The 26,801-nt window shown below is 72.9% G+C and carries 25 protein-coding genes and 1 pseudogene; 10 read left to right on the forward strand and 16 right to left on the reverse strand.

Translation table 11 applies throughout. The features are described from left to right. The first annotated feature begins 279 nt into the window (after positions 1–279). On the forward strand, positions 280–2,691 hold the full coding sequence (locus ACSTA4_RS19595) for a Tex family protein (protein WP_444960532.1): 2,412 nt from the start codon (positions 280–282) through the stop codon (positions 2,689–2,691). Between the two features lie 55 nt (positions 2,692–2,746). Here ACSTA4_RS19595 and ACSTA4_RS19600 read toward each other — a convergent pair whose 3' ends face one another. From ACSTA4_RS19600 to ACSTA4_RS19610, 3 genes and pseudogenes are all read right to left on the reverse strand, one after another. Next, a complete protein-coding gene (locus tag ACSTA4_RS19600) occupies positions 2,747–4,780 on the reverse strand; it encodes a CocE/NonD family hydrolase (RefSeq protein WP_444960533.1) in 2,034 nt (677 codons plus the stop codon). Then, positions 4,777–6,079 (reverse strand): annotated as a pseudogene (locus ACSTA4_RS19605) (ATP-grasp domain-containing protein). The gene ACSTA4_RS19600 and the pseudogene ACSTA4_RS19605 overlap by 4 nt, the downstream one beginning before the upstream one ends. Before the next feature lie 209 nt (positions 6,080–6,288). Continuing rightward, a complete protein-coding gene (locus ACSTA4_RS19610) occupies positions 6,289–7,794 on the reverse strand; it encodes a carboxylesterase/lipase family protein (RefSeq protein WP_444960534.1) in 1,506 nt (501 codons plus the stop codon). Positions 7,795–7,992: 198 nt separating this feature from the next. Between ACSTA4_RS19610 and ACSTA4_RS19615 the strand changes: the two genes are divergently transcribed. Further along, a complete protein-coding gene (locus tag ACSTA4_RS19615) occupies positions 7,993–8,949 on the forward strand; it encodes a quinone oxidoreductase family protein (RefSeq protein ID WP_444960535.1) in 957 nt (318 codons plus the stop codon). A 167-nt stretch (positions 8,950–9,116) separates the two neighbouring features. Here ACSTA4_RS19615 and ACSTA4_RS19620 read toward each other — a convergent pair whose 3' ends face one another. Further along, on the reverse strand, positions 9,117–9,410 hold the full coding sequence (locus tag ACSTA4_RS19620) for a GNAT family N-acetyltransferase (RefSeq protein WP_444960536.1): 294 nt from the start codon (positions 9,408–9,410) through the stop codon (positions 9,117–9,119). 150 nt (positions 9,411–9,560) lie between these two features. Between ACSTA4_RS19620 and ACSTA4_RS19625 the strand changes: the two genes are divergently transcribed. From ACSTA4_RS19625 to ACSTA4_RS19640, 4 genes are read left to right on the forward strand one after another with little or no spacing between them, the layout of a single operon-like run. Continuing rightward, positions 9,561–10,316, forward strand: coding sequence for an SDR family oxidoreductase (locus tag ACSTA4_RS19625; protein ID WP_444960537.1), 756 nt, complete (start codon positions 9,561–9,563; stop codon positions 10,314–10,316). Position 10,317: 1 nt separating this feature from the next. Then, a complete protein-coding gene (locus ACSTA4_RS19630) occupies positions 10,318–11,094 on the forward strand; it encodes an SDR family oxidoreductase (protein ID WP_444960538.1) in 777 nt (258 codons plus the stop codon). Then, entirely contained in the window at positions 11,091–12,116 is a 1,026-nt protein-coding gene (locus ACSTA4_RS19635) for a phosphotransferase family protein (RefSeq protein WP_444960539.1), read from the forward strand. The genes ACSTA4_RS19630 and ACSTA4_RS19635 overlap by 4 nt, the downstream gene beginning before the upstream one ends. 2 nt (positions 12,117–12,118) lie before the next feature. After that, positions 12,119–13,330, forward strand: a complete 1,212-nt coding sequence (locus ACSTA4_RS19640; RefSeq protein WP_444960540.1) for an acyl-CoA dehydrogenase family protein — start codon at positions 12,119–12,121, stop codon at positions 13,328–13,330. Positions 13,331–13,403: 73 nt separating this feature from the next. On the opposite strand, the gene ACSTA4_RS19645 is transcribed toward ACSTA4_RS19640, so the two are convergent. From ACSTA4_RS19645 to ACSTA4_RS19655, 3 genes are all read right to left on the reverse strand, one after another. Further along, the gene (locus ACSTA4_RS19645) at positions 13,404–14,018 is read right to left on the reverse strand and encodes a TetR/AcrR family transcriptional regulator (protein ID WP_444960541.1); all 615 of its coding nucleotides are present in this window, start codon (positions 14,016–14,018) and stop codon (positions 13,404–13,406) included. 98 nt (positions 14,019–14,116) lie between these two features. Next, positions 14,117–14,872: an HD domain-containing protein gene (locus ACSTA4_RS19650; RefSeq protein WP_444960542.1), complete on the reverse strand. Its 756-nt coding sequence runs from the start codon at positions 14,870–14,872 to the stop codon at positions 14,117–14,119. A 67-nt stretch (positions 14,873–14,939) separates the two neighbouring features. Continuing rightward, positions 14,940–15,356, reverse strand: coding sequence for a VOC family protein (locus tag ACSTA4_RS19655; protein ID WP_444960543.1), 417 nt, complete (start codon positions 15,354–15,356; stop codon positions 14,940–14,942). An 84-nt stretch (positions 15,357–15,440) separates the two neighbouring features. Between ACSTA4_RS19655 and ACSTA4_RS19660 the strand changes: the two genes are divergently transcribed. Continuing rightward, positions 15,441–16,037 (forward strand): TetR/AcrR family transcriptional regulator, encoded by a 597-nt coding sequence (locus ACSTA4_RS19660; protein WP_212643670.1) that lies wholly within the window; start codon positions 15,441–15,443, stop codon positions 16,035–16,037. A gap of 93 nt (positions 16,038–16,130) precedes the next feature. Next, complete coding sequence (locus ACSTA4_RS19665) at positions 16,131–16,622, forward strand: GbsR/MarR family transcriptional regulator (protein ID WP_444960544.1); 492 nt, start codon at positions 16,131–16,133, stop codon at positions 16,620–16,622. Positions 16,623–16,685: 63 nt separating this feature from the next. Here ACSTA4_RS19665 and ACSTA4_RS19670 read toward each other — a convergent pair whose 3' ends face one another. From ACSTA4_RS19670 to ACSTA4_RS19685, 4 genes are read right to left on the reverse strand one after another with little or no spacing between them, the layout of a single operon-like run. Next, on the reverse strand, positions 16,686–17,489 hold the full coding sequence (locus ACSTA4_RS19670) for an ABC transporter ATP-binding protein (RefSeq protein WP_444960545.1): 804 nt from the start codon (positions 17,487–17,489) through the stop codon (positions 16,686–16,688). After that, positions 17,486–18,592 (reverse strand): FecCD family ABC transporter permease, encoded by a 1,107-nt coding sequence (locus tag ACSTA4_RS19675; RefSeq protein ID WP_444960546.1) that lies wholly within the window; start codon positions 18,590–18,592, stop codon positions 17,486–17,488. Before ACSTA4_RS19675 ends, ACSTA4_RS19670 begins: the two co-directional genes overlap by 4 nt. Beyond that, a complete protein-coding gene (locus ACSTA4_RS19680) occupies positions 18,589–19,614 on the reverse strand; it encodes a FecCD family ABC transporter permease (RefSeq protein WP_444960547.1) in 1,026 nt (341 codons plus the stop codon). The genes ACSTA4_RS19675 and ACSTA4_RS19680 overlap by 4 nt, the downstream gene beginning before the upstream one ends. Positions 19,615–19,621: 7 nt before the next feature. After that, positions 19,622–20,653: an iron-siderophore ABC transporter substrate-binding protein gene (locus ACSTA4_RS19685; protein WP_444960548.1), complete on the reverse strand. Its 1,032-nt coding sequence runs from the start codon at positions 20,651–20,653 to the stop codon at positions 19,622–19,624. A gap of 292 nt (positions 20,654–20,945) precedes the next feature. Here ACSTA4_RS19685 and ACSTA4_RS19690 point away from each other — a divergent pair, with 292 nt between their 5' ends. Then, positions 20,946–21,170: a hypothetical protein gene (locus tag ACSTA4_RS19690; RefSeq protein ID WP_444960549.1), complete on the forward strand. Its 225-nt coding sequence runs from the start codon at positions 20,946–20,948 to the stop codon at positions 21,168–21,170. 213 nt (positions 21,171–21,383) lie between these two features. Here the strand turns inward: ACSTA4_RS19690 and ACSTA4_RS19695 are convergent, their stop codons facing one another. From ACSTA4_RS19695 to ACSTA4_RS19705, 3 genes are all read right to left on the reverse strand, one after another. After that, positions 21,384–21,677 carry an alpha-glucosidase C-terminal domain-containing protein gene (locus tag ACSTA4_RS19695; protein WP_444960550.1) on the reverse strand — a complete coding sequence of 98 codons (294 nt, stop codon included), beginning with the start codon at positions 21,675–21,677 and terminating at the stop codon, positions 21,384–21,386. Between the two features lie 101 nt (positions 21,678–21,778). Then, positions 21,779–22,270, reverse strand: coding sequence for an RNA-guided endonuclease InsQ/TnpB family protein (locus tag ACSTA4_RS19700; protein WP_444964217.1), 492 nt, complete (start codon positions 22,268–22,270; stop codon positions 21,779–21,781). A 330-nt stretch (positions 22,271–22,600) separates the two neighbouring features. Further along, a complete protein-coding gene (locus ACSTA4_RS19705; RefSeq protein ID WP_444960551.1) occupies positions 22,601–22,777 on the reverse strand; it encodes a hypothetical protein in 177 nt (58 codons plus the stop codon). Between the two features lie 406 nt (positions 22,778–23,183). On the opposite strand from ACSTA4_RS19705, the gene ACSTA4_RS19710 reads away from it, so the two are divergent. After that, complete coding sequence (locus ACSTA4_RS19710; protein WP_444960552.1) at positions 23,184–23,990, forward strand: cyclase family protein; 807 nt, start codon at positions 23,184–23,186, stop codon at positions 23,988–23,990. 107 nt (positions 23,991–24,097) lie between these two features. Here the strand turns inward: ACSTA4_RS19710 and ACSTA4_RS19715 are convergent, their stop codons facing one another. Together ACSTA4_RS19715 and clpX are read right to left on the reverse strand one after the other, a co-directional pair. Then, the gene (locus tag ACSTA4_RS19715) at positions 24,098–25,318 is read right to left on the reverse strand and encodes a PP2C family protein-serine/threonine phosphatase (protein ID WP_444960553.1); all 1,221 of its coding nucleotides are present in this window, start codon (positions 25,316–25,318) and stop codon (positions 24,098–24,100) included. A 95-nt stretch (positions 25,319–25,413) separates the two neighbouring features. After that, positions 25,414–26,700, reverse strand: coding sequence for an ATP-dependent Clp protease ATP-binding subunit ClpX (clpX, locus tag ACSTA4_RS19720; protein ID WP_013153952.1), 1,287 nt, complete (start codon positions 26,698–26,700; stop codon positions 25,414–25,416). Positions 26,701–26,801 lie beyond the last annotated feature (101 nt).

Genomic DNA, 26,801 nt, shown 5'->3' on the forward strand with positions numbered 1-26,801 from the left:
CCACCCCCGGGTCCCCTCCCTCCCGACCGCCTCCGACCGCCGCCCCTCGCCTTCGACCGCAGAGACCGGCCCCGTGCGCGGGGGCCGTTCCGCCCCGTTCTTTGCGAAACCGCCCCGTCGAGGCCCCCGCGCCGCGTCCGCCGCTCCCCGCGCGGGAACCCGTGCGAGACCACCGCCACAGTGCGCGAACCTGGGACACGGGGCCGACGGGATGACAATGTCCTTCCCCGCCACCAGAATGTCCCCGCACCGAACAGCCAGAGAGTGGACGTTTAACCAGTGACGACGCCTGTGACACCCACGATCGACCAGCGCATCGCCGAGGAACTCGGAGTGGGCGCGCACCAGGTCACCGCCGCCGTCGACCTGCTCGACAGCGGATCGACCGTGCCCTTCATCGCCCGCTACCGCAAGGAGGTCACCGGAGCGCTGGACGACGCCCAGCTGCGCGCCCTGGAGGAGCGCCTGCGCTACCTGCGCGAGCTGGCCGAGCGCCGGACCGCGATCCTGGAGTCCATCCGCTCCCAGGGCAAGCTGGACGAGGCGCTGGAGGCCAGCATCCACGCGGCCGACTCCAAGGCCCGGCTGGAGGACATCTACCTCCCCTACAAGCCCAAGCGGCGCACCAAGGCCCAGATCGCCCGCGAGGCGGGGCTCGAACCGCTGGCCGAGGGGCTGCTGGCCGACCCCGGCCAGGACCCCCAGGAGGCCGCCGCGGCCTACGTCGACCCCGACAAGGAGGTGGCCGACGTCAAGGCCGCCCTGGACGGGGCCCGCGCCATCCTGGTGGAGCGCTTCGCCGAGGACGCCGACCTCACCGGCCTCCTGCGCGAGCGGCTGTGGGAGAGGGGCCGACTCGGCTCGGCCGTGCGCGAGGGCAAGGAGGAGGCGGGCGCCAAGTTCGCCGACTACTTCGCGTTCTCCGAACCGCTCACCGAACTGCCCTCCCACCGCGTGCTGGCCATGTACCGGGGCGAGAAGGAGGAGATCCTCACCCTCACCCTGGAGCCGGAGGACGCCCCGGCCGAGAACGCCGACGGCACCACGCCCCGCAGCACCTACGAGAACGCCATCGCCCACCACTTCGGGATCGTGGACCGCGGTCGGCCGGCCGACCGCTGGCTCCAGGACACCGTGCGCTGGGGCTGGCGCACCCGCATCCTGGTGCGGCTGGACATCGACGTGCGCATGCGGCTGTGGCAGCGGGCCGAGGACGACGGCGTGAACGTGTTCGCCGCCAACCTGCGCGACCTGCTGCTGGCGGCCCCCGCCGGAAGCCGCGCCACCCTGGGCCTGGACCCGGGCCTGCGCACCGGCGTCAAGGTCGCGGTCACCGACGCCACCGGCAAGGTCGTGGCCACCGACGCGGTCTTCCCGCACGCCCCCCGCCGCGACTGGGACGGCGCCATCCACAGCCTGGCCAGGCTGTGCGCCGCCCACGCCGTGGAACTGGTCGCGATCGGCAACGGCACCGCCTCCCGCGAGACCGACAAGCTCGCCGCCGACCTGATCAAGCGCCACCCCGAGCTCAAGCTCACCAAGGTGATGGTGTCGGAGGCGGGCGCGTCGGTGTACTCGGCCTCGGCCTACGCCTCCGAGGAGCTGCCGGACCTGGACGTGTCGCTGCGCGGCGCCGCCTCCATCGCCCGCCGCCTCCAGGACCCGCTGGCCGAGCTGGTCAAGATCGACCCCAAGTCGATCGGGGTCGGCCAGTACCAGCACGACCTGGCCGAGACCAAGCTGTCGCGCTCCCTGGACGCGGTGGTCGAGGACTGCGTGAACGGCGTGGGCGTGGACGTCAACACCGCGTCGGTGCCGCTGCTGACCCGGGTGTCGGGCGTGACCTCCACCCTGGCGCGCAACATCGTCGCGCACCGCGACGCCAACGGCCCCTTCCGCACCCGCGAGGCGCTGCGCTCGGTGCCGCGCCTGGGCCCCAAGGCCTTCGAGCAGTGCGCGGGCTTCCTGCGCGTGCCCGGCGGCGACGACCCGCTGGACGCCTCGGCGGTGCACCCCGAGGCCTACCCGGTGGTGCGGCGCATCCTGGACCGGGTGGGGACGGATCTGCCCTCGCTCATCGGCGACAAGGACATGCTGTCGCGGGTGCGCCCCCAGGACTTCGTGGACGACACCTTCGGCCTGCCCACGGTCACCGACATCCTGGCCGAGCTGGACAAGCCCGGCCGCGACCCGCGCCCGGCCTTCACCACCGCCACCTTCAAGGAGGGCGTGGAGAAGCTCCAGGACCTGGCCCCGGGCATGCTCCTGGAGGGCGTGGTCACCAACGTGGCGGCGTTCGGCGCGTTCGTGGACGTGGGCGTGCACCAGGACGGCCTGGTCCACGTGTCGGCGCTGTCGTACAAGTTCGTGGAGGACCCGCGCGACGTGGTCAAGCCGGGCGACATCGTGAAGGTCAAGGTCCAGGACGTCGACATCCCGCGCAAGCGCATCTCCCTGACCATGCGCCTGGACGACGAGGCGCCCGCACGCGGCGGCCGGGGCGGCCGCGAGGAGCGCGGCGACCGCGGCGGCAATGGCGGCAACGGCGGCAACGACCGCCGCCGGGGCAACAACGGCAGTGGCGGTGGCCGTCGCAACAACGGCGGCGGACGCGGCCGCGACAACCGCGAGGGCGCCACCCCGCAGGGCGCGATGGCCGAGGCGCTGCGCCGCGCCGGCCTGGGCAAGTAGCGCCCCTGTCAACGCCGGGTGCGGGGAGGGGGTGACCGCCCTCCCCGCACCCGGGTCAGACGTGGTCCCGCGGGATCACCGAGGTGTAGATCTTGGTGGCCACGCGCCGCGTGCCCTCGTAGGCGTCCAGCGTCGCGTGCAGGTGGAAGTCGGTCGCCGTGGACGTGAGCACCGTGTGGGTCCTGGTCCGCACGGACCAGTCGCCGCGGGCGAAGCCCATCGTCCACACCGCCTCGCCACGGACCGAGTCGTGGTCGTCGCCGACCCTGCTGTAGCGCTCCTCCGCGCGACGGGTCACCTCCAGGCCGATGTCGTCGAAGCACACCGTCCCCAGGTCCTTGACCACCTCCAGCGCGGCCCCGTAGCGCACGAGGTCCTGGGTCAGGTCCCACCGCTCCTCACCCGGAGCGATCCGGCTCGTCGCGATCGGGGCGGTGCCCTCGGGCTCGCCGAAGGCGGCCACGCACCGCCCGTCACCACCGCCCCCGACCGGACGCACCGGCAGCAGCACACGGGTGTGCTCCCCCTGGAACACCGAGAGGGTCACCGGTTCGGGCGAGGGCCACACGAGCGGCCAGTAGGAGGTGGAGACCGAGACCCGCACCCGGTGCCCGGCCGGGAAGGCCTGGGCCACACCGTTGAGGGGGACCGACACGCGGTACCGGCGCCCCGGCACGAGCTTGCGCGGCCTCTCGTGGCCGTCGGCGTGGGTGAGGTTGAGCAGCCCGTAGGTCACCCGCGTGGCCTGCCCCTTGGGCGTGACGTCGCACAACCGGACCGCGACCATCGCGTCGGGCCGGTCCACCGCCAGTTCGAGTTCGACCACCGCCGAGCCCAGGATCTCCAACCGCTGCGGAAGCGGCACGCTGTCGAAGACGATGGACCCGCCGTCGTCCTCGCGCTGGTCGTAGGGCAGGTCCGGAGGGGCGTTGTACGAACACCACTTGCCCGCGTGCTGTCCGGTGGACAGCGGGGAGGACAGGGTCAGCACGTCCTCCCGGCCCGAGGGCTCCCCCTCCGCGAGCACCCGGCCCGCGCCCAGGTCGCGCGGCACCAGCACGACGTCCGGAGAGGGCCACTCCCGCTCACCGACCCAGCGCCCCGGCCGGGCCTCGTAGGCGGTGGAGGGCGCCACGCTCTCCTGCATCCAGGCCCGCAGGACGGGCGCGTCCATCACGTCGTTGTCCACGCCCTTGAGCCAGCGGTCCCACCAGCGCACCACCTCCTGGAGGAAACCGATGGCGGGGCCGGGCTGGCCCAGGTGCGGGTACTTGTGCGACCAGGGGCCCAGCAGCCCCAGACGGGGGACGCTCAACCCCTCCAACAGCCGGAAGACCGAGTTGGAGTAACCGTCGGCCCACCCGCTGACGGCCATGACGGGCACCTGGATCGCGTCCAGGTCCTCGGCCACCGAACCGTGCCTCCAGTACGCGTCCCGGTGCTGGTGGCGCAGCCAGGTGTCGAGCCACAGGCCGCTGTGCTCCAGCCGCTCGTGCCACATGTCGCGCCAGCGCTCACCGACCAGCTCCGGATCGGGCGGACAGGAGTTGTAGGCGAACATCGTGGAGGCCCACGACAGGTTGTCCCCCAACAGGCACCCGCCCATGTAGTGCACGTCGTCGGAGTAGCGGTCGTCGGTGGAGCAGGCCGTCACGATCGCCCGCAGGCTCTCCGGCCGCCTCGCGGCGACCTGGAGGGCGTTGAACCCGCCCCAGGAGATGCCCATCATCCCGGTGCGGCCGTCGCACCAGGGCTGCCCGGCCAGCCAGGCCAGCACCTCCTCCGCGTCCAGGAGCTCGCGTTCCAGGTACTCGTCGGTGAGCACCCCCTCGGAGTCGCCGCTGCCGCGCAGGTCCACGCGGGCGCACGCGTACCCGTGCCCGGCCATGTAGGGGTGGTGCACCGAGTCGCGCTGGGCGGTCAGGTCGCGCCTGCGGTACGGGATGAACTCCAGGACCGCCGGCACCGGGGCCTCCTCGCTCCCCACCGGACGCCAGATCCGCGCGGCGAGCCGGACCCCGTCGCTGATCGGGATCAGGACGTACTCGTCCTCGCGGACCTCGTGGGGCAGGTCACTGACGGTCCTCATCCGCGGACCCCCTCCTGTCGAACACGGTCGGTGTCATGGATCGTGAAGGGCAGCTCCGCCACGCAGGCCCGGTACCTGCGCTCGCACTCCGCACTGTCCCCGCCGCCCACGAACACCTGGGCCAGCTCGAAGCTGTAGCTGTCCTGGAGGGGCAGGTCGGAGAGCAACTGGCCCTGGCGCGCGACGATCTCCACCTTCGTACCCGGCGCCGTCTTCTCCGCACGCGCGACGTCCTCGGCGGTGGGCACCGCCGCGACGAAGCCGTCGCGGAAGCGGCGCAGGAACCACTTGGCGGCCACCGCGTACCGCCCGTCGCGCTCCAGCTCGGGCTCCTCCCCCAACGCGACCCTCAGGCAGATCTCGTGGTTGGACACCCCGCGCACCAGCTCGAAACAGCCGGGCGTGCGACTGGGAGTGGCGCGGGTTGATCTCCAGGAGCCGGACGTCGCCGCTGCGCGGGTCGTGGAAGTACTCGATGTTGAAGGTGACGTCGTCCAGGCCGATCCGGGAGATCACCCGTTCGGACAGCTCGGTCAGGCGTGCGCCGACCTCTTCGGACACCGTGGACGGGTACTCGTAGCGCAGGAAACTGGACGTGCCCGGATAGCGGTGGGAGTCGACGATCCCGTAGACGTGGGGAACCCCCCGGCGGACGTAGCCCTCGACGGTGAGCTGGTCGCCCGTGGCCTCCTCCTCGGCCAGCGCGGCCGTGCCCCCGCACCCGGCCACCTCCGGGGGCAGCCGCAGCAGGTCCATCACCCACTGGAAGGACGTGCCGAAGCGCCCGGCGCCCGCCCTGATCCGGTCCATCGCCGCGCGGAACTCGTCGTCGTCGGCGGCGCGGAAGGCCAGTTCGGAGGAGCACGACTTCACCGGCTTGACCCACAGCGGGTACGACAGCCCCTCCGGTTTGGCCGTGGCGTCGAGGCCGACCTCGGCGAACCGGGGAACGGCCTCGGGGATGACCGCGCGCTGCTCCAGACGGCTCCAGTACTTGTGCTCGCACCGGACGACGGCTTCCAGGGGCGCGCACGACAGCCCCCGGTCCCGGCACAGCAGCGGCACCAGCGAGCTGACCGGGAAGTCCCAGAACCCGATGACCGCGTCGACCCCCTCCCCGAAGGAGTCGAGCCTCCCGGCCGCCAGGGCCAGGACCGCGGGCAGGTCCACCGGCCGGTCCTGGCCGATCTCGTCGAGGTCGAGCAGTTGGAGGAAGCGGTAGCCGCGTTCGGCGGGCAGCGAGAGCAGAACCTCCCGGTTCTGGTCGTCGAGCCCCAGGACGAAGACGTTCGTGGTCATCGGGCACCTCCGGCGGGGTGGTGCCAGCCGGCGGCCACACCCCCGCACCGAAGACCCGATGCGCCCCGGCCACCGGCGCCACCCACTCCTACCTGTGAGGATGCCCCTCTCCCCCACCCGTCCCGACCGGACCGCGAGGCGTTTTCCGAACCTTTACCGGCCGCGGGTCGAAGCGGGACGGCGCCCCGGCCGCCGCGCGGGGAGCCCGCCTACCGGGGGGCGAGGGCCACCCCGGCCCACAGCTCGCGCACCGGCGAGACGTCGCTGGCGTGCAGCAGGTCTTCGGCGTCCCACACCTTGACCGCGGTGGCCTCGGCCGTCACCGCGGGCCAGCCCGGGTCCCCCGTGGCGGCGAAGTCGCGCCAGGCCGCGACCATCCGCCCCGACAGCGCCCGGTGGGCCTCACCGGGCTCGCCGTCGAGCAGGAACCGCCCGAAGTCGGTGTCCAGGTTGCCGAACGCGAACGGCAGGTCGAAGGCGTGGCAGGCACCCAGGCGCCCCTCCATGGCGGGGCTCTCCGCGGCCAGCCGGAAGAAGTGGGCCCGGCCCCCGGCCGCGGCGTGCGCCTCGGCGAAGCGCACCGTGTACTCGCAGAACAGCGCGTCGCCCTGGATCGCGGCGAACAGCTCGCGCAGCGTGGCCCCGGGGTGCACCGACCGGTAGGCGGCCACCGCGCCCTCCCCCAGCCCCAGGCGGGAGGCGGTCACCGCCAGCGAGGACTCACCGTCGATCTCCACGCTCTGCCCCAGCTCGGTGAACAGCCGGTACTCGTGGGCGTTGTGGCCGACCAGCAGGTCCACCCCCGAGGCGGCGCCGCGCGCGACCGCCTCCAGCGGGGCTTCGGGCAGTTCGGGACCGCCGACCACGGGCGCGAAGCAGGTGAGGGGCTTGGTGCGCACTCCTCCCGAGCCCCCGGCGGGGGCGGAGCCGAGCACCGCGTCGGTCGCCTCCAGCAGCTTCTCCGGCGCCAGCGCGGCCAGGGCCCCGGCCTCCAGCGGCACGCCCGCGGCGGCGGCGATCCGCCCGGAGACCGCCCGCGCCGTGTCCGCGGTGAGCATGTCCCCCGGAACGCTGTGCGCGATCGCGCGCCGGAAGAGCCCCCGGGCGGACGGCGAGGCCATCAGGCACGCGACCGAACCGGCCCCGGCGGACTCCCCAGCCACCGTCACGTTGTCGGGGTCTCCCCCGAAGGCGGAGACGTTCTCCCGCACCCACCGCAGGGCGGCGGCCTGGTCGAGCAGGCCGCGGTTGTCGGGGCGGCCGGGCACGTGGCCGAAGCCCTCGAAGCCCAGCCGGTAGTTGATCCCCACCACGACCAAGCCGCTCTCGGCGAGCCGGGTGCCGTCGTAGGTGACCTCGGAGGCCGCTCCGACGATGTAGGCGCCCCCGTGGATCCACACCAGCACGGGGGCGCGGTCGCCCTCGCGGGCGGCGGTCCACACGTTGAGCGACAGGCAGTCCAGGGACGTGTGCGGGGTCCAGGGCGCCGCGCCCAGGAGCTGGTTCCCCTGCGGGGGCGGGGGACCGAAGGAGGTGCAGTCGCGGACGCCGTCCCAGGGGGCGGCGGGCGCGGGGGCGGCGAAGCGGTACTCCCCGAAGGGGGCGGCGGCGTAGGGCACGCCCCGGTAGACGGCGACCCCGCCGCTCTCGGAGCGCGGCGAGGCGGTGCCCCGGACCCGCCCGGCCGCTGTCGTCACTGTGTGCTCGGCGTCCACGTGCGTCCTCCCCATCGGTGCGCGACACCCCACACCTAACAACGTTAGGCAGACCGGCGCAAGACCCCGGGAACGGCCCCGCGGCCACGCACCCGCCCGCGACACCCGTCCGATCAGCCGGGACGCGGCGGGCGCCCGAACCGACCGACCGGTAACATACCACCTGGTCGGTATGAACAGACGAAGGAGAGGTCGCCCATGCGCGCCATCCAGATCACCGAGTTCGGCGGTCCCGAGGTCCTGCACCTCACCGAACTGCCCGATCCCCAGGCGGGCCCCGGCGAGGTCCTCGTCGACGTCACCCGCGCCGGGGTCAACTTCGCCGACACCCACCAGGCCGAGAACAGCTACCTGGCCCCCGCCGCGCTTCCGCTGGTCCCGGGGATGGAGATCGCCGGACGCACCGCCGACGGCCGCCGCGTGGTCGCCCTGGTCAACAGCGGCGGCTACGCCGAGAGGGCCACCGCCGACACCGCCACGGCCTTCGACATCCCCGACGGCGTCTCGGACGAGGACGCGCTCGCCCTGATCGTGCAGGGCGCCACCGCCTGGGTGCTGCTGCGCAGGTCCGTGCGGATGGACCCGGGCGAGACGGTCGTGGTGCACGCGGCGGCGGGCGGCGTGGGCACGCTCGCCGTCCAGCTGGCCAAGCGGTTCGGCGCCGGGCGGGTCGTCGCCGTGGCCAGCAGCGAGGACAAGCGCGCGCTGGCCGCGGAGCTGGGCGCAGACGCCGTCGTGGACTCGGCGGCCCCCGACATGACCGAGGCGCTGATCGAGGCCAACGGCGGCCGACGCGTGGACGCCGTCCTGGACATGGTGGGCGGCCGGGTCACCGACCAGAGCGTGCGGGCGCTGGCCCCGTTCGGACGTCTGGCCTTCTACGGAATGGCCTCGCGCGAGCTGCCCAGCCCGGTGCAGCCCGCCAACCTCATGCGCTTCTCCACCAGTGTGAGCGGCATGTGGCTGCCGCACGTGTGGACGCTGCCGGGCGACGTGATGAGCCGGGCGATGGCCGAGCTGTTCACGCTGGTGGCCGAGGGGCACCTGCGGCCCGTCCTGGGCGGCTCCTACCCCCTGGGCGAGGCCGCGCGGGCGCACGAGGCGCTGCGCTCCCGGGGAACCGTCGGCAAACTCACCCTCGACACCACCGCCTAAGAAAGCACCACCTTTACCACGTAGATCACCAAATGTCCGACGTGTCGGATTTCGATGACCCGGAGGCGTACCGGCGCGTCGCTCACCGCGTCCGCGCCGGTACGCCGCGCCGGACGTGCACCGCTCCGCCGCGAGGAGCCCGGGGGGAGCCCTCCGCGCGGGCGGCCCTACTCGGCGGCGCTGCGGTAGACCAGGTCGGCGTAGTCGGGGTGGCGCTGGATCCACCCCTTGACGAAGGGGCACAGGGGCAGCACCGCCAGGCCCCGCGGACGTACGTCGTCCAGGGCCCCTCTGACCAGGGTTCCGCCCAGGCCCCGCCCCTCGTGGGCGGGGTCGATCTCGGTGTGGGTGAAGGTCACCATGTCGCCGGTGAGGATGTACTCGGCGAACCCGGCCACCTCCCCGTCGACCCTGATCTCATAGCGTTTCCGGTCCTGTACGTCGACCACGTCGGTCGTCATGGAAGCCCTCACTCTCCGGTCCGCGGGGGGACGTCGTCGGCCCGCGCCGCCATTGTCCCGCTTCGGCGCACCTTTCGCCCCTTGCGGCACGCACCTCCCCCGACATAGAGTCGCCATGGCATACCGACCAGTCGGTCTAAGGAGAGCGGAATGACATCCCGGTTCGGCGGGCGGACCGCCATCGTCACCGGCGCGAGCCGGGGCATCGGCCTGGCCGTCGCCCAGCGGCTCGTCGACGAGGGCGCGCGCGTGTGCGTCACGGCGCGCAGGCCCGAGCCCTTGGAGGAGGCCGTCAAGGCCCTGGGCGGACCCGAGCACGCCATCGGGGTTCCCGGCCGGGCCGACGACCCCGAGCACCAGGACGCGGCCGTGGCCGCCACCCTGGAGGCCTTCGGCAGTATCGACATGTTCGTCAACAACACCGGCATCAACCCGGTCTACGGGCGGATGATCGACCTGAACCTGGACGCGGCCCGCAAGATCTTCGAGGTCAACGTGCTGTCCGCGATCTCGTGGACGCAGAAGGCCTACCACGCCTGGATGGCCGAGCACGGCGGCGCCGTCGTCAACGTCTCCTCCGTGGCCGGGACCAAGCCCGCCCCCGGCATCGGCTTCTACGGCGCCACCAAGGCGACGCTCATCCACGTCACCGAGGAGCTGGCCGTCGAGCTGGGCCCGGGGGTCCGCGTGAACGGCGTCGCCCCGGCCGTGGTCAAGACCCGGTTCGCCGCCGCCCTCTACGAGGGGCGCGAGGAGGAGGTCGCCGCCCAGTACCCCCTGGGGCGCCTGGGCGAGCCCGGGGACGTGGCGGGCGCGGTGGCCTTCCTGCTCTCCGACGACGCCTCCTGGATCACCGGCCGCACCCTCGTCCTCGACGGCGGCCTCACCCTCACCGGAGGTGTGTGACATGGACCTGACCGACACCGGGGCCGTGGTCACCGGCGCGGGCAACGGCATCGGCGCCGCGATCGCGCGCAGGCTCGCCGGAGCCGGGGCGCGCGTGGTGGTCAACGACCTGGACGCGGGCGCGGCCGAGGCCGTGGCCGCCGAGATCGGCGGGGTGGCCGTCCCCGGCGACGCCGCGAGCGAGGCGGGCGTCACCGCGCTCGTGGCCGAGGCCGGGGCGCACCTGGACGGCATCGACCTGTACGTGGCCAACGCGGGCGTGGGCGTGGGCGGCGGCCCCGAGGCCCCCGAGGCCGACTGGGACCTGGCCTGGCAGGTCAACGTGATGGCCCACGTGCGCGCCGCCCGCGAGCTGGTGCCCGGCTGGCTGGAGCGCGGACGGGGCCGCTTCCTGACCACGGTGTCGGCCGCGGGCCTGCTCACGATGCTGGGCAGCGCGCCGTACTCGGTGACCAAGCACGCCGCGCTGGCCTTCGGCGAGTGGATGTCGGCCACCTACGGCGACCGCGGGATCACCGTGCAGTGCGTGTGCCCGATGGGCGTGCGCACCAACCTGCTGGAGAGCAGCGGCGACACCGGCAGGGCCATCCTGTCCCCGGAGGCGATCACCCCCGAGGAGGTCGCCGACGCGGTGATGGTCGGCCTGGCCGACGGGCGCTTCCTGATCCTTCCGCACCCCCAGGTCGCCGACCACTACGCGGCCCGGGCCGACGACACCGACCGCTGGCTCGCGGGGATGCGCCGCCTCCAGGCCAGGGTCTTCGAGGGGCAGGCGTGAGCGGCGAACACGCGGACGCGCTCCCGGGCCTGGACCTGACCGGCCTGCGCGCCTACCTGGACGCGGCCGTGCCCGGCCTGGTCTCGGGCCCCCTGGAGGGCCGGGTGGTCGCGGGCGGCAAGTCCAACCTGACCTACGTGGTCACCGACGGCGCCGGCAGCTGGGTGGTGCGCCGTCCGCCGCTGGGCCACGTGCTGGCCACCGCGCACGACATGCCCCGCGAGTACCGGGTGATGAGCGCGCTGCGCGACACCGCCGTGCCCGTCCCCCGCACGCACGTGCTGTGCGAGGACGCCGAGGTGCTGGGCGCACCGTTCTACGTCATGGAACACGTGGCGGGCACCCCCTTCCGCACCCGCGACGAGATCGCACCGCTGGGAGCCGAGGCCGTCCGCGGCGTGGCCGAGGCGCTGATCGCCGTCCTGGGAGAGCTGCACGCGGTGGAGCCCGAGGAGGTCGGGCTGGGCGACTTCGGCCGCCCGCGGGGGTTCCTGGAGCGCCAGGTGCGCCGCTGGGGCAAACAGCTGGAGGCCTCCCGCAGCCGGGACATCCCCGGTATCGACGAGCTGCGCGACAGGCTCGCCGCGACGTTGCCCGAGCAGTCGGCGCCCGCGATCGTGCACGGCGACTACCGCCTGGACAACGTGCTGGTCACCTCCGCGGGGCGCGTCAACGCGGTCCTGGACTGGGAGATGGCCACGCTCGGCGACCCGCTCGTGGACCTGGGCCTGATGCTCGTCTACCAGGCGCAGCCCGTGGGCGTGGGCGCCGCGCCCGCCACCTCCGCCGAGGGCTACCCCTCCCCCGAGGAGCTGGTGGGCATGTACGCCGCCGCGACCGGCCGCGACGTGTCCCGGCTGGGCTGGTACGTGGCCCTGGGCTGCTTCAAGCTCGCGGTGATCGCCGAGGGCATCCACTTCCGCCACGGTCAGGGGCTGACCGTCGGGGCGGGCTTCGACGGGGTCGGAGAGGTGGTCGCGCCCCTGGTGGAGCGCGCCCACACCATGCTGAAGGAGGACTGAACATGGACTTCGCCCACGACAGGGAGACCGAGGAGCTACGCGAACGGCTGCTCGCCTTCATGGACGAACGCGTCTACCCGGCCGAGGCGGTGCTGGAAGAGCAGCTGGCCGCGCGTCAGGACCGCTGGTCCACCGCGCCGGTGGTGCGCGAACTCCAGGCCGAGGCGCGCGAGCGCGGGCTGTGGAACCTGTTCCTGGCGGGCCACCCCGAGCACGGCGGCCTGCCCAACCTGCGGTACGCGCCGCTGGCGGAGATCACCGGGCGCAGTCCGCGCCTGGCCCCGATCGCGCTCAACTGCGCCGCGCCCGACACCGGGAACATGGAGGTGCTGACGATGTTCGGCACCCCGGAGCAGCGCGAGCGCTGGCTGCGACCCCTGCTCGACGCCCGGATCCGGTCGGCGTTCGCGATGACCGAGCCCGCGGTGGCCTCCTCCGACGCCACCAACATCACCACCAGCATCGTCCGCGACGGCGACGAGTACGTGGTCAACGGGCGCAAGTGGTACATCACCGGGGCCCTCAACCCCGAGTGCGCCGTGTTCATCGTGATGGGCAAGACCGACCCCGACGCCGAGCGGCACAGGCAGCAGAGCATGGTGCTGGTGCCGCGCGACACCCCCGGGCTGACGGTCAGGCGGGGCATGACGGTGTACGGCTACGACGACAGCGACCACGGCGGCCACGCCGAGGTGGTGTTCGAGGACGTGCGGGTGCCCGCCTCGAACCTGGTCGGCGGCGAGGGCGAGGGGTTCGCCATCGCCCAGGCCCGGTTGGGGCCGGGCCGCATCCACCACTGCATGCGCGGTATCGGCATGGCCGAGCGGGCCCTGGAGCTCACCTGCCGCCGGGTGCTGGACCGCGTGGCCTTCGGGCGGCCGCTGGCCGAGCAGGGCGTGGTCCGCGAGTGGATCGCCGAGGCGCGCGTGGCCATCGAGCAGCTGCGGCTGCTGGTGCTCAAGACGGCCTACCTGATGGACACGGTGGGCAACAGGGGCGCGCACACCGAGATCCAGGCGATCAAGATCGCCACCCCGCGCACGGTGGAGTGGATCCTGGACAAGGCGATCCAGGCGCACGGCGCGGCCGGGGTAAGTCAGGACCTGCCCCTGGCCGGATGGCTGGCGGGGGTGCGGTCGCTGCGGCTGGCCGACGGGCCCGACGAGGTGCACCTGCGCTCGCTGGGCCGCGCGGAGCTGCGCAAGTACCGCTAGCGGCGCGCCGCGGGGAGCGCGCGAGGGGGCCGGACACGGCGCGTCCGGCCCCCTCGCCGTCGGCCCCCCTCGTTCAGGCCCCGGGGCGCAGCCCCGCCACGAGCAGGTCGGCGAAGTGGCGCCCCACGTCCTCGCCGCCGAGCGCGCCGCCCGGGTGGTACCAGGTGCTCAGGTGGTGCACCGAGCCGAAGAAGTAGTTCACCACCAGGTCGGCGGAGACGTCGGTGCGAAAGACCCCCTCGTCCTGCCCCTGGGCGACCATGTCCCGGAAGATCTCGTGGTAGCGGCGGCGCTCGGCGCGCACGGCGCGCTGCTTGTCCTCGCTCAGCTGGTGCATGGAGCGGAAGAAGATGACGGTGTCGTCGAGGTTGGCGACGCTGGTGACGATGACGTCGGCCGCGGCGGCGTGCACGCGGTCGGCGACCGGCTCCTCCCGCGAGGCGATCCGCACCAGGTGCTCGGTCTGCATGCGCAGCACGCGCGCGTAGACCTCGTAGAGCAGGTCGTCCTTGGAGCCGAAGTAGTGGTACATGGCGCCCTTGGTGACGCCCGCGGCGGCCACGACCTCCTGCACGGAGGTGCCCTCGTAGCCGTTGGAGGCGAACAGGCGGGTCGCCGCCCCCAGCAGGCGCTCGGGCACCGACCCGGTCGGTGTGTCGGCCTCGGCCGTCCGCTGTCCTCGCGCCATGTGCTGCCCCACCTCGTGCCCCGTCAGTCCCGGAAATACCGGCCGGGACAGCATACCGACCGGCTGGTACCCGACGCCACGCACGCGGGTGCCGCCGCTCACACCACCCGCAGGTCGACCTTGCGCCCGTCGGGGTCGGTGAGCACGCGGCGCCCCGGCTCCAGCGGTGGGACGGCGCGCTCTCCGCGCACGGCGAACCCCAGGCGCGCCGCGCCCGTGGAGCGTTCGGCCGTGGCCGGGTAGATCTCGACGACCATGCCGTCGGCCAGTTCGGCCGCGTGGTGCTCGGGCCCCGAACCGTGCCGCTCGCGGACGAAGCGCAGACCGAGCCCGGTGTAGAAGGCGCGGCACTCCTCGACCCGGTCGGTGTAGAGGACCAGGAGCGTGGCACGCGGGAGCGCCGCCCCGGGGAGCCCGTCCGCCTCCGGGCCCTCCTCCAGGATCCGCCGGGCGCGGGCGTACTTGGCGCGCAGCCGCCGCGCCTGTTCGTCGGGCAGCAGGGCCAGGCGGCGCTCGTCGGAGTTGTGGGCGTTGTCGGCGAGCTTGACCAGTCTGCCCAGGGGGTCGGCGGCGGCGCGGCGCACCGTCTCCTCGTAGGGCTCCCCCGGGCGCCGGGTCACCGACTCCACCGCGCGCACGACCTCCTCCGGGCACCCCCGCGCGCGCAGGTCGTCGGCGGTGAGCGGGGTGTCCTCCAGCACGTCGTGCAGCACCCCGGCCGTCTGGGCGCGCTCGCCGTGCCCGGCGAGCAGGTCGCGCACCGCGAACACGTGCTCGGCGTAGGGCCGCCCGGCCCGGTCGGTCTGCCCGGCGTGGGCCTCCTCCGCCAGGCGCGAGGCCTGTTCCAGCGTCATCGCCACCGCCCTGCCACCCCTCCCCCGTCACGCCGACCGTACCGGTCGCGCGGGGGCGGGCCCGGCCTCAGTCCCCCACGAAGTTGTCCCCGTACTCCTCCGAGGGCGCCACGGGCGTGATGACGTCGACCAGCACCCCGCCGGGGTCGGCCACGATGAAGTGCCGCTGGCCGAACGCCTCGGTGCGGATCTCCAGTTCGGGACGCAGGCCGCCGCGCACCACCAGGCGCTCCCACTCGGCGTCCACGTCCTCCACCTCGAAGTTGAGCAGCAGGCCCTGGACGGGCCTGCGGTAGCCCTCGGGGACGGTGGGGTGCCCGGGGTCGAGCAGGGCCAGCTCGTACTCGGGCGGGCCGGGCCTGCGCAGGCTCACGTACCAGTCGGCGGCGAAGGTCTCCTCGAAGCCGAACAGACCGACGTAGAAGTCGCGGCACTCGGCCAGACAGGGCGTGCCGAGCACGGGATAGAAGCTGCTGAGCCGCATGGACTCCACCTTTCACGTACCTTCGGTATGTGAAGGTACGCTATTGACATACCTTCGGTATGTCAACAAGGGGGAGGTCGGGACATGGCCGCGGAACCGGGCAGCCGCGCGCGGCAGCGCGAACGCACCAGGCGCGTCCTGCTGGGCGAGGCCCGCAGGCTGTTCGCCGCGCACGGGTACGGCGGGGTGGGGCTGGCCCGGATCGTGGCGGACTCCGCGGTCACCAAGGGCGCCCTGTACCACCACTTCGAGGGCAAGCCGGACCTGTTCCGCGCGGTCCTGGAGGAGGTGCAGTCCGAGGTCGGCGACGCCGTGGCGCGGGCGGCGGACGCGCACGCCGACCCGTGGGACCGGCTGACCGCCGGGTGCCGGGCCTTCCTCACCGCCAGCACCGCGCCGGACGTGCGGCGGATCATGCTGGTGGACGGACCCGCCGTACTGGGCTGGAGCACCTGGCGGGCCCTGGACGAGGCCGCCTCGGCCCGCCACCTGGCCGAGGCGCTCTCCGCGCTGGTCGGGGCGGGTGTCCTGGAGCCGCGACCGGTCGCGCCCGTGGCCCACCTGCTCTCGGGGGCGATGAACGAGGCCGCGCTGTGGCTGGCCGACAGCGACGACCCCGAAGACCTGGAGCAGGTGTGGGAGGCGCTGTCGCGCATGCTGGAGTCCCTGCGCCGCACCTGAGCCGGGTCCGCCCCCGTCCGGTGCCGGGCGGGGGCGGGCGGAGCCCTCGCTCAGGGCCCGGAACGCCCCGGGTCAGGCGCTATCGTGGCCCCCATGGCGGAGAGCACGCAGACGGACGAGGACACGCAGTTCCGCGACGACTTCGTCGGGCGCTTCTCCGAGTACTGGCAGTCGCAGGGCCGCCCCCGCGCCGAGGGCCGCATCGTGGGCTACCTGCTCGTGGCCGACCGCGAGGCGGTGAGCGCCGAGGAGATCGCCGACGGCGCCCGGGTCAGCCGGGGGACGGTGTCGCAGTCGGTGCGGCGCCTGCGCGAGCTGGGCTTCGTGGAGCTGGTCCCCTCCCCCGGGAGCCGCTCGCGGCTGGTCGCCATGGACGAGGACGTCTGGGGCGGGTTCCTGCGCAACGAGCGCTCCTACCTGCGGCGGCAGAGGGAGCTCGCGGCGTCGGCGCTGGAGCGCCTGCCCGGCCTGAGCCCGCCCGCGCGCACCCGGCTGCGCAACATGCACGACTACATGACCTGGCTGGACGACTACCACGACACCCTGCTCTCCTCCTGGGAGGAGTACAAGGCCCGGCGGGACTGACGGCTCAGCCCCGCCCGTCGCCCGCCACCGCCCGGGAGCCGCTTCGCGGAGGGCGGGACACCCTCAACCGACGCTTCCGGCGCGAGACTCCCTCTCGTGCGGGATGACCAGCGGCGTGCGGGTGCGCGGGTCGGGCACCACGTCGCAGGGCAGCCCGAACACCTCCTCCACCAGACGGGCGGTCACGACCTCCTCCGGGGGGCCGTCGGCGACCACCCTGCCCGCGTCCATCAGCACCAGACGGGTGGCGAACCGGGCGGCCTGGGCCAGATCGTGCAGGACCGCGACCACCGTGCGCCCCCGGCGGTGCAGGTCGGCGAACAGCTCCAGCAGGTCGTACTGGTGGGCGATGTCCAGGTAGGTGGTGGGCTCGTCCAGCAGCAGGACGCCGGTGTCCTGCGCCAGGACCATCGCCACCCAGGCGCGCTGGCGCTGGCCGCCCGAGAGCGAGCCCACCTGGGTGTCGGCCAGGTCGGTCAGCCCGGTCAGCTCCAGCGCGCGACCGATCGCCGTCTCGTCCTGGGGGCTCCACTGGCGCACCAGCGTGTGGTGCGGGAAGCGGCCGCGGGCGGCCAGGGCCCGCACGGTGATGCCCTCGGGGGCGGTCGGGCTCTGCGGCAGCAGCGCCATCTGGCGCGCGACCGCCTTGGCGCGCTGGCCGCGCACGTCCCTGCCGTGCAGCAGCACCCGCCCCGACATCGGCTTGTTCACCCGGCCCAGGGCCTTGAGCAGCGTGGACTTGCCGCAGCCGTTGGGGCCGACGATGACGGTGAACTCGCCCTCGGCCACCCCCAGATCGAGGTCGCGCACGACCGGTTCGGCCCCGTACCCCAGGGTCAGGCCCTCCGCGGACAGCACCAGACTCACAGCACACCCTTTCGCCATTCACGGATCAGCAGGTAGCCCAGGTAGACGCCGCCGAGCCCCATGGTGAAGACGCCGACCGGCAGCCCGTCCCCGACCGGGGACTGCTGGACGGCCAGGTCCGCCGCCACCAGCAGCAGTGCCCCGACCAGGGCCGACAGCACCATGTTGGGGCCCGGCACTGCGGAGAGGCGGCGCGCGATCTGCGGCGCGGTCAGCGACACGAACGCGATCGGACCGGCCACGCTCACCGCGGCCGCGGACAGCACCACCGACAGGCAGACGGCGGCGGTGCGCGTGCTGGAGGCCCGCGCGCCGAGGGCGTCGGCGAGCTCGTCGCCCATCTCGTTGAGGGAGACCGGTCCGGCCAGCGCCGCCACGAACGGCAGCGCCAGCAGCAGAACCGCCCAGATGGTGGTGGCGTGCTCCCAGGAGCGGGCGCCCAGGCTGCCGTTGACGTAGGCGGACAGGACGCTGGCCTGGTCGCGGGCCATCACGGACACGACGAAGTGGGTGAAGGCCTGCGCCATGGCGGCCACCCCGATGCCCGCCACGATCAGGCGGCCGGGGTGGCGCAGCCCCGTCCCGGTCACCGAGGCCACGACGACCATGGCCAGGGCGGCGCCGGCCAGGGCGCCCAGCGGCACGGGGAGCACACCGGGCAGGACCAGGGCGGCGAAGGCCGCGCCCGCCCCGGCTCCGGCCCCGAGGCCGATGACGTCGGGGCTGCCCAGGGGGTTGCGGGTGACGGACTGGAAGAGCGCGCCCGCCAGGCCCAGGGCCGCGCCCGTGCCGGCGGCCACCGCCAGGCGGGGACCGCGCAGCCGTTCGAGCACGAAGGTCTCGGTGGCCTCGCCCCCGCCGGTCAGGACGGTGGGCAGGCGGGTCAGGGGCACGCCGAGCCGACCGAGGGCGAGCGTGGCGGCCGCGGCGGCGACCATCAGGAGCAGGAGTCCGGCCGCCCACAGCAGCGAGCGCCGGTGGACGGGCAGCGCGACCGGGCCCAGCCTCAGCACGGGAGGGGAGGCCTTCAGGGGTCGGGCGCGCCCGTGCTCCGGCCGGGCCGGGCTCGCCGGGGGCGGGGACGTGCGGATGGTTCGGGTCATGGGGTACTCCGCATCCTGCGGACCGCGTACAACAGGACGGGCGCACCGACGAACGCGGTGACGACGCCGACCATGAGTTCGGTGGGACGCACGATGGTACGGCCGACGACGTCGGCGAGCAGCAGCAGGGTCGGGCCCACCAGCAGCGCGAAGGGAACCTGCGCGCGGAAGTCGACGCCGACCAGGGCGCGCACCACGTGCGGCACGGCCAGGCCGACGAAGGCGATGGGCCCGGCGGCCGCGGTGGCCCCGGCGGCGAGCAGGGTCCCCGCCACGAGCCCGGCCGAGCGGGTCCACACCGTGTTGGCGCCGGTGGCGATCGCGGCCTCCTCCCCCAGGGCCAGGGCGTTGAGGCCGCCGCAGACCACGAGGGCGAGCAGGACGCCGACGCCGATGACCGGCAGCACGGACACGATGACGTCGTAGCCGCGCCCGGCCAGGGAGCCGACCACCCAGTAGCGGTAACTGTCGAAGGTCTCGGGCAGGCTCAGGGCCACCGCCTGGACGTAGGCGGTGAGCACGGCGGAGACCACCGCGCCCGCCAGGACCAGGCGGACCATGCCGCCGTCGCCGCCGCGGCTGCCCACCGTGTAGGCGGCCAGCCCCGCGACCAGGGCCCCGGGCAGCGCCCACCAGACCGTCACGGTGACCGAGGTGGGGCCGAACAGCGCGGTGGCCGTGACCACCGCGGCGGCGGCCCCGGCGTTGACGCCCAGCAGGCCGGGGTCGGCGAGGGGGTTGCGGGTGACGCCCTGCATGAGGGTGCCCGCCAGGGCCAGGGCGGCCCCGGCCACCACCCCCAGGACGGTGCGCGGGTAGCGGCTCTCCACCACCGTGGTGGTGAAGGAGTCCGCCCCGCCGGTGATCGCCGCCCACACGTCGGCGACCGGTGTGGGCCTGCTGCCCATGACGAGGCTGAGCAGGACCGCCCCCGCCAGCGCGGCGACGCCCGCACCGAGCATGAGCGCGGTGCGGGCGGGACGCGTGCGGGGCGCGGCCGCGGTTGTCTTCGCGCTGACCATGGAGGGGCTAGTTCCCGATGTTCTGGGCGGCCTCTTCGATCATGGGCACGTAGCGGTCGATGACCCAGGGGACGGTCAGCGGGTTGATGATCGAGGAGGCGGTGACGAAGGAGTTGTCCTCGGAGGCGACCACGGCGCCGCTCTCGACGGCGGGGATGGCCGCGTACAGCTCCTGGGCCTCGATCTCGGCGCGGGTCTCGGGGTCGCTGTAGAACGTGAAGAGCAGGTCGCTCTCGGAGAGCTGGTCGGCGTTCTCCAGGCCGATGAGGGCCGAGTCGGTGCCCTCGGTCTCGGGGAAGGTCTCCACGACCGGGTCGACGGTCAGGCCCATCCCGCGGACCATGGCCACGCGCTGCTCGTCGGGCAGGAACACGCCGAGGGTGCCGGGGCCGTCGGTGTAGACGTAGGAGAAGGTCAGGTCGGCGAACTGCTCGTTGGCCGCCGCGGCCTCGTCGAACTGCGTCTCGATGTCCTGGATGAGGCCCTGGGCCTCCTCGGGCTGACCGAGCGCCTCGCCGACGATCTCGATCTGCTGGTCCCAGTCGGTGCTCCAGGGCAGCTCGGGGTAGGCGACCGTGGGGGCGATGTCGCTCAGGATGTCGTACTGCTCCTGGGTGACGCCGGACCAGGGGGCGAGGATGACGTCGGGCTCCAGCTCGATGATCGCCTCGAAGTCGATGTCGTCGGCGCCGGCGAACTGGACGGGCAGTTCCTCGCCCGCCTCGGTGACCGCCTCGTGGATCCACGGCAGGTAGCCGGTGTCGTCGCTGCCCCACTCGTAGCTCTCGACGCCCACGGGCACGACGCCGAGGGCGATGGCGGTCTCGGCGGAGCCCTGGCCGAGGGTGACCACGCGCTCGGGCTGCTCGGGGATCTCGGCGGTGCCCAGGGCGCTGTCGATGCTGACCGGGAACTGGCCGCCGGCGGTGTCGCCGCCGCTCTCACCGGCGCTCTCCTCCGCACTGCCGCACGAGGTGAGGCCGACGGCGAGGAGGGTGGTGAAGGCGATGCCGCTGACACGGCGAAGGGTGGAGGCCATGCTCACACTGCTTTCTTCGTCATGGGGAGTGGCCGCGCCGTGTGCGGGCGGGCCGTTTCCGCGCATGGGGGCGTCCCGAGGGGGAAACACGGAGGACAGAACGGGAGGATCCCGGCGAAACCAAGGTTAGTCTAACCTCACTCGGTTCGGATTTCAAAAGTTCTGAACTCCGGGCACCGGCCCCGACCGTCTCACCCTGCCCCCGCCTGACGCAGCCTTGACCTGCCATGGAGCTTGTCCGACATCTCCTCGGGAAGTGCCTCTAGAGGCAACCACCAACGCGAGGAGCACCATGATCGCCAAACTGTCCCAGATGGGTGTCACGTCCGAGATGGCCTACGGAGCTGGGCTCGCCTCCATCGGACTCAGCTTCCTGAGCTGGACCGCCTCCCTGAAGAAGGAGGAGGGTACCGGGCTGGCCCGCGCCGACCGGTGGGGGATCTTCATCGGTGAGTGGGCGCCCACCTTCTTCGCGATCGGCGTCGCGCTTCGGCTGGAGGAGTCCACGAAGAAGTAGGGCCGCGCCGCGGCGTCCGGCACCCGGGCGCGACGCGGGCGGACGGGCCACGCGTCCGGTCGGAGCCGCTCCGGCCGGGCGCGGCGCGTGTGCGGCGCCGACCGGGGCTTAGAGCGTCTCCGCGCCGGTGGGGACGGTCCGCCTGTCACTCCCCCGCACCGCGACCGGGCCCGGTTCCGGCGCCCCGAGGAGGGACCCGCTGCCCGCCCCCGCTCAGTGGCCTCCCAGGTGGACGCGGGCCTCCCAGGGCCGCAGCGGCGCGGAGGCACCCTCGTCGGGGTGGTTTCCGATGAGGCGGACCGGGTCGCTCCCGGCGGCCGAGGGGTCCAGCTCCAGCGGCACCGTCCGCGCGCTCCAGTTGGCCACCACCAGCAGCACCCGGTCGTCCAAGACCCTCCGGTAGGCGTAGACCGCCGGGTCGTCCTCCAGCAGAGGTTCGAAGCGGCCGTCCACTCCCAGCAGTCCGAGGTAGCCGAGTCTGCCGATGACGCCGGACAGATCGTCCACGCCGTCGCTGTCGTTGAAGCTGCTGGGTTGACATCCTCTTCCGCTCAGAGGCGGGAGAATCCAACTGACGGAACTCGTCCGCCGCTGGTGGTCTACGCTTCTCAGCCCGCCTGACGGCGAGGGCTCCACGTCCTGGCACCCACAATGTCCTGGGGCGCTTGCTGCCTGACCGCGTGCTCGATGTTGCGCGCGGCGTTGGTGTCGGCGTTGGCTGTGTATCCGCACCCGGGTGCCTTGCACACGAACCGGTCCTGGGACTTCCGGCTGCCCTCGGTGACGGCCTGGCACCGCGAGCAGCGCCGCGAGGTGTTCGGGGCGGGCACCCGCACCAGGTGTCCGCCCCGGTCAGCGAGCTCGTACTCCAACAACGTGATGGTGCGTCCCCACGCCTGAGTGGCGATGGCCCGGTTCAACCCGCGGTTTTGCGCCACGTTGGCGCCCGGGGCGTCCACCGTGCCCCGGGCTGACTTGGTCATCTGAGTGATGTTGAGGTCTTCGATCCCGACCACGCCGAACTCCTCGGCCAGGGCGTGCGTGACCTTGTGCTGCCAGTCCAGGGCACGGCGCTTGGCTTTCGCGCGTAGCCCGGCGATCTGGCCATAGGTCCGCCGGAGCCGGTTCCTTGACCTGGGTGCGCGCCCGTAGCACCACGTGCCAGCCGTTGGCCTCCCGCACCAGCCGGGCACCGGTGATGCGGTGGGCGGCGTCAGCGTGTTTGCCCACGGGCAGGTCCTTGGTCCACCGGAACCGGACCACGCCGACCTTGGGGATCCTCACGGCCCCCCAGGTGCGGGTGAGGCGTTCGATGTTCAGGTCTCGGCTCTGGGGGACGTCGACGCACATCCGGGTGCGCAGCCGGGCCTTGAACCTGGGTGGTCCGGCCCGGCCCGCCCAGCAGTTCTGCCACGCCCGGAAGTAGCTCTTCAGCACCTGCTGTGCTGCTTGCGCGGGCAGGTCGGCCAGCCAGGGATGTCCTTGCGGGCCTGACGAATCGCGGTGTCGGCGTCGGCCAGGGACACCCGCCGGTTCTCGGAGGCCATGGTCCACCAGGAGTGGAGGAGGTTCCACAGGGCGCGGGCGGCGTGGGCCTGGGCCTCCAACTCGGGGAGTTGGTCCTTGTCGAGGTAGAGGCGGGCTTTGTGGCCGCGTTCGCGCTTGATGTGTCACCTCCCTTGGCTGGTCCGGCCGACCCTAGCGCGAGGGTGTGACAATGCGTGTCGGGACGATTTCACCCACCGGCTGAAGCCGATGACACTCTCGAGAAGGAGAGATAGAGGGCGGGGAGACCGGATCCCGGCGGCCGGGAGGCGTGGCGGGGACCCGGTATCGGCGGTACCCGGCGCGGGGGCGGCCGACACCGGCGGTCGCACGGCTGTGGACGGGCGGCTCCGCGCCCGGCGCGGACCGCGGCCGCGGCGCGGGATCGTCCACAGGGGGTCGGGGACAGGTTGGCGGGCGCCGTCGGCCGGGCATACGGGAAGCGACGCACACGACGAGGGAGAGCCCATGTGCCTGCACGGAACCGGTGAAACCGTCCGCTCGCGGAGCGGCGAGGCCGGGCCGGGAGCCGCCGGACCACCCGGTTCGCCGGGCCGCCCGCGCCCGTGGCCCACGGGCTTTCGCAGGGTGGCCGACCTCAGCCACGTGCTCTCGCCGACGATGCCCTCGTGGGGGGAGGACAAGCCCCGGCGCGAGAGTCTGGGCGACCCGGTGCCCGAGGGCGAGTTCGGCTTCTACCTGCAGCAGTGGACCCTGACCGAGCACTCGGGCACGCACCTGGACGCGCCGGGGCACGTGATCGGCGGCGGGCGGCTGGTCCCCGACATCCGGCCGGACGAACTCCTCGCCCCGGCGGCGGTGATCGACATCCGCGCCCGGGCGGCCGAGGACCCCGACACCACGGTGACGGTGGACGACGTGCTGGCCTTCGAGCGCGCGCACGGGCGGATTCCGGCGGGGGCGGCGGTGCTGATGCACTCGGGGTGGAGCGCCCGGTGGGCGCGGGGCGACGAGGCGGTGCGCGGGGTGGCCGCGGACGGCTCCTGGCACTTCCCGGGGTTCGGCCCCGAGGCCTGCGAGTTCCTGATCGAGCGGCGCGGGGTGGCCGGGGTGGGCGTGGACACGCTGAGCACCGACCCGGGCGAGTCCACCGACTTCCCCGCGCACGAGGTGGTGGGCAGAGCCGACCGCTGGGGGCTGGAGTCGCTGACCGGGCTGGAGCAGCTGCCGCCGAGCGGGGCGCTGATCAGCGTGGGGGTCATGCCCGGCCTGGACGCCTCCGGAGGACCCAGCCGGGTTCTGGCCATGTGGTGAGGCGGCGCTGTGGTGAGGCGGCGCTGTGGTGAGGCGGCGCTGTGGTGAGGCGGCGCTGTGGTGAGGCGGCGCTGTGGTGAGGCGGCGCTGTGGTGAGGCGGCGCTGTTCAGCAGCCCTCGACCCGGGGCATCGCCCCGCCGTCGGGGTGCCACTCCAGCAGCATGATGGTGGCGTCGTCGGTGAAGCTGCCGCGCTGGTGGTCGTGGATGGCGTGGACCAAGCGCCGCAGCGTCTCCGGGGCGGGTTCGTCGGCGGCGGTGGCGCGGATGATGAAGTCGGCGAACCGTTCGAGGCCGAACATCCGCCCCTGGCTGTCGTGCGCCTCGGTCACCCCGTCGGTGTAGAGCAGGATCCGGTCGCCGGGTTCGAGCCGGACCCGGTGCACGGCGCGCGGCTCGGCCACGCCGAGTACGGCGCCGAGCCCGAGCGGCACCTCGGGGGTCCGCTCCAGGGCGTCGTCCAGCAGGACTCCGCGCCGCAGGAGCAGGGGCGCGGGGTGGGCGCAGTTGACCCAGGCGAACTCCCCGGTGGACAGGTCCAGGGAGGTGAAGACGGCGGTGCAGAAGCGGTCGGGGAGCCAGGAGGTGAGCGCGCCCTCCACGCTGTCGGTGAGTTCGGCGAGGTCGGCGCCGTTGCGCCGGGCGTTGCGGATCCCGGCCATGGCCACGGACGCGGTCAGCCCGGAGGCCAGGTCGTGCCCCATCGCGTCGAGGATGGCGGCGTGCAGGGTGTCCTTGGTGATCGAGTGGTCGAAGGCGTCGCCGCCCAGCTGGTAGGCGGGTTCGAGGACGGCGGTGGACACGCCCCGCGAGGTGCCCAGGGTGCGGGGCGGCAGGAAGGCCCGCAGCATCTCGGTGCGCAGGTCCATCGACTGGGTGCGGGTGTGGCGGACGTAGGTGTCGCTGTAGGCGCGTTTGGAGGTGACGACCAGGGCCAGCAGCGAGGCGAGCGCGTGGCAGCGGCGCAGGGTGGACTCGTCGAGCACGGGAGCGCTGATGTGCACGACCCCCATGCGGTCGGCGCCGTCGCGCAGGGGCAGCCACAGGCTCAGCTCGCCGTCGCCGCTCTCGACCAGCCGCAGCGTCTCGGAGCGGTAGGCCTCCCCGGCCACGCTGGAGTCGATCTTGAGCGTGGGGCCGCCGAGCAGCGGGACGAGGAGGCGCTGTTGCAGGTCGACCAGGTGCACGGAGATGCCGCTGAGTCCGATCCGCCCGCCGTAGCGGCCCGCTGCTTCGAGGACCTCGATCGGGTCGCACCCGTGCACGGACCTGACCAGTTCCTCGAACAGCTGCGCGGCCTCGGCGGCCGGGACGGTCGTGTCGTCCATGTGCCCACCTCCCCCAGCAGTCTCACACCGCGGGCTCGGACGCGGGGGTTGCGGCGGGCCGCGTGTCCCGCGGCGGGGCCGGTCTTTACCCGGGGTCAGGCCGAGCGGTCGCGGCGCTCGCCGTCCCGGTCGGAGCGGATGCGGGGGACGATGGTGGGGTTGACGTTGTCGATCACGGTCTCCCGCGTAATGATCACCTGACCCACATCCTCACGACTGGGCACCTCATACATCACCGACAACAACACCTCCTCGATAATCGCCCGCAACCCACGCGCACCCGTACCCCGAATAATCCCCTGCTCAGCAATCGCGTTCAAAGCATCCGGCGTGAACTCCAACTCCACACCATCCAACTCGAACAACCGCTGATACTGCTTCACCAACGCATTCCGCGGCTCCGTCAAAATCCGGATCAACGCCTCACGATCCAGATCATGCACACTCGTGATCACCGGCAACCGACCCACGAACTCCGGAATCATCCCGAACTTCAACAGATCCTCCGGCATCACCTCACCGAACAACGCCGAACCACCCAGCTCACCCTTGGGACGCAACACCGCGTTGAACCCCATCCCCTGCTGACCCGTCCGCGACTCGATCAACTTCTCCAACCCCGCGAACGCACCACCACAGATGAACAACACATTCGTCGTATCGATCTGAATGAACTCCTGATGCGGATGCTTCCGCCCACCCTGCGGAGGCACACTCGCCGTCGTCCCCTCCAAGATCTTCAACAACGCCTGCTGCACCCCCTCACCCGACACATCCCGAGTGATCGAGGGATTCTCACTCTTACGCGCGACCTTGTCGACCTCGTCGATGTAGATGATCCCCGTCTCGGCCTTCTTCACGTCATAGTCAGCCGCCTGGATCAACTTGAGCAGGATGTTCTCCACATCCTCGCCCACATACCCCGCCTCCGTCAGCGCCGTCGCGTCCGCGATCGCGAACGGCACGTTCAGAATCCGCGCCAACGTCTGCGCCAACAACGTCTTGCCCGACCCCGTCGGCCCCAACAGCAAGATGTTGGACTTGGCGATCTCCACATCCTCCTCGCCCGGACGATCCCCCTCCGAGCGCACCCGCTTGTAGTGGTTGTACACCGCCACCGACAACGCCTTCTTGGCCTGCTCCTGACCGATCACATACGAGTCCAGGAACTCGTAGATCTCCCGAGGCTTGGGCAGAGAGTCCCAGTCGGCCTCCGAGGGGAGGACGCCCTCCTCCTCTTCCATGATCTCGTTGCACAGGCCGACGCACTCGTCACAGATACAGATGTGGCCGGGCCCGGCGATGAGGCGGCGGACCTGGCCCTGGTCCTTGCCGCAGAACGAGCACTTGAGCAGGGGCCCACTGGCACCGGTGCGTGTCACTAGAAACGTTCTCCTCACGCGGGCAGCGCCCGGGCGGTTCGGCGGGGTCGCCCCCCGAAGCCAGATGATCTCAACATCCGGATTCTCACGGTAACCCCTGC

This window comes from Nocardiopsis sp. M1B1, assembly GCF_052466615.1.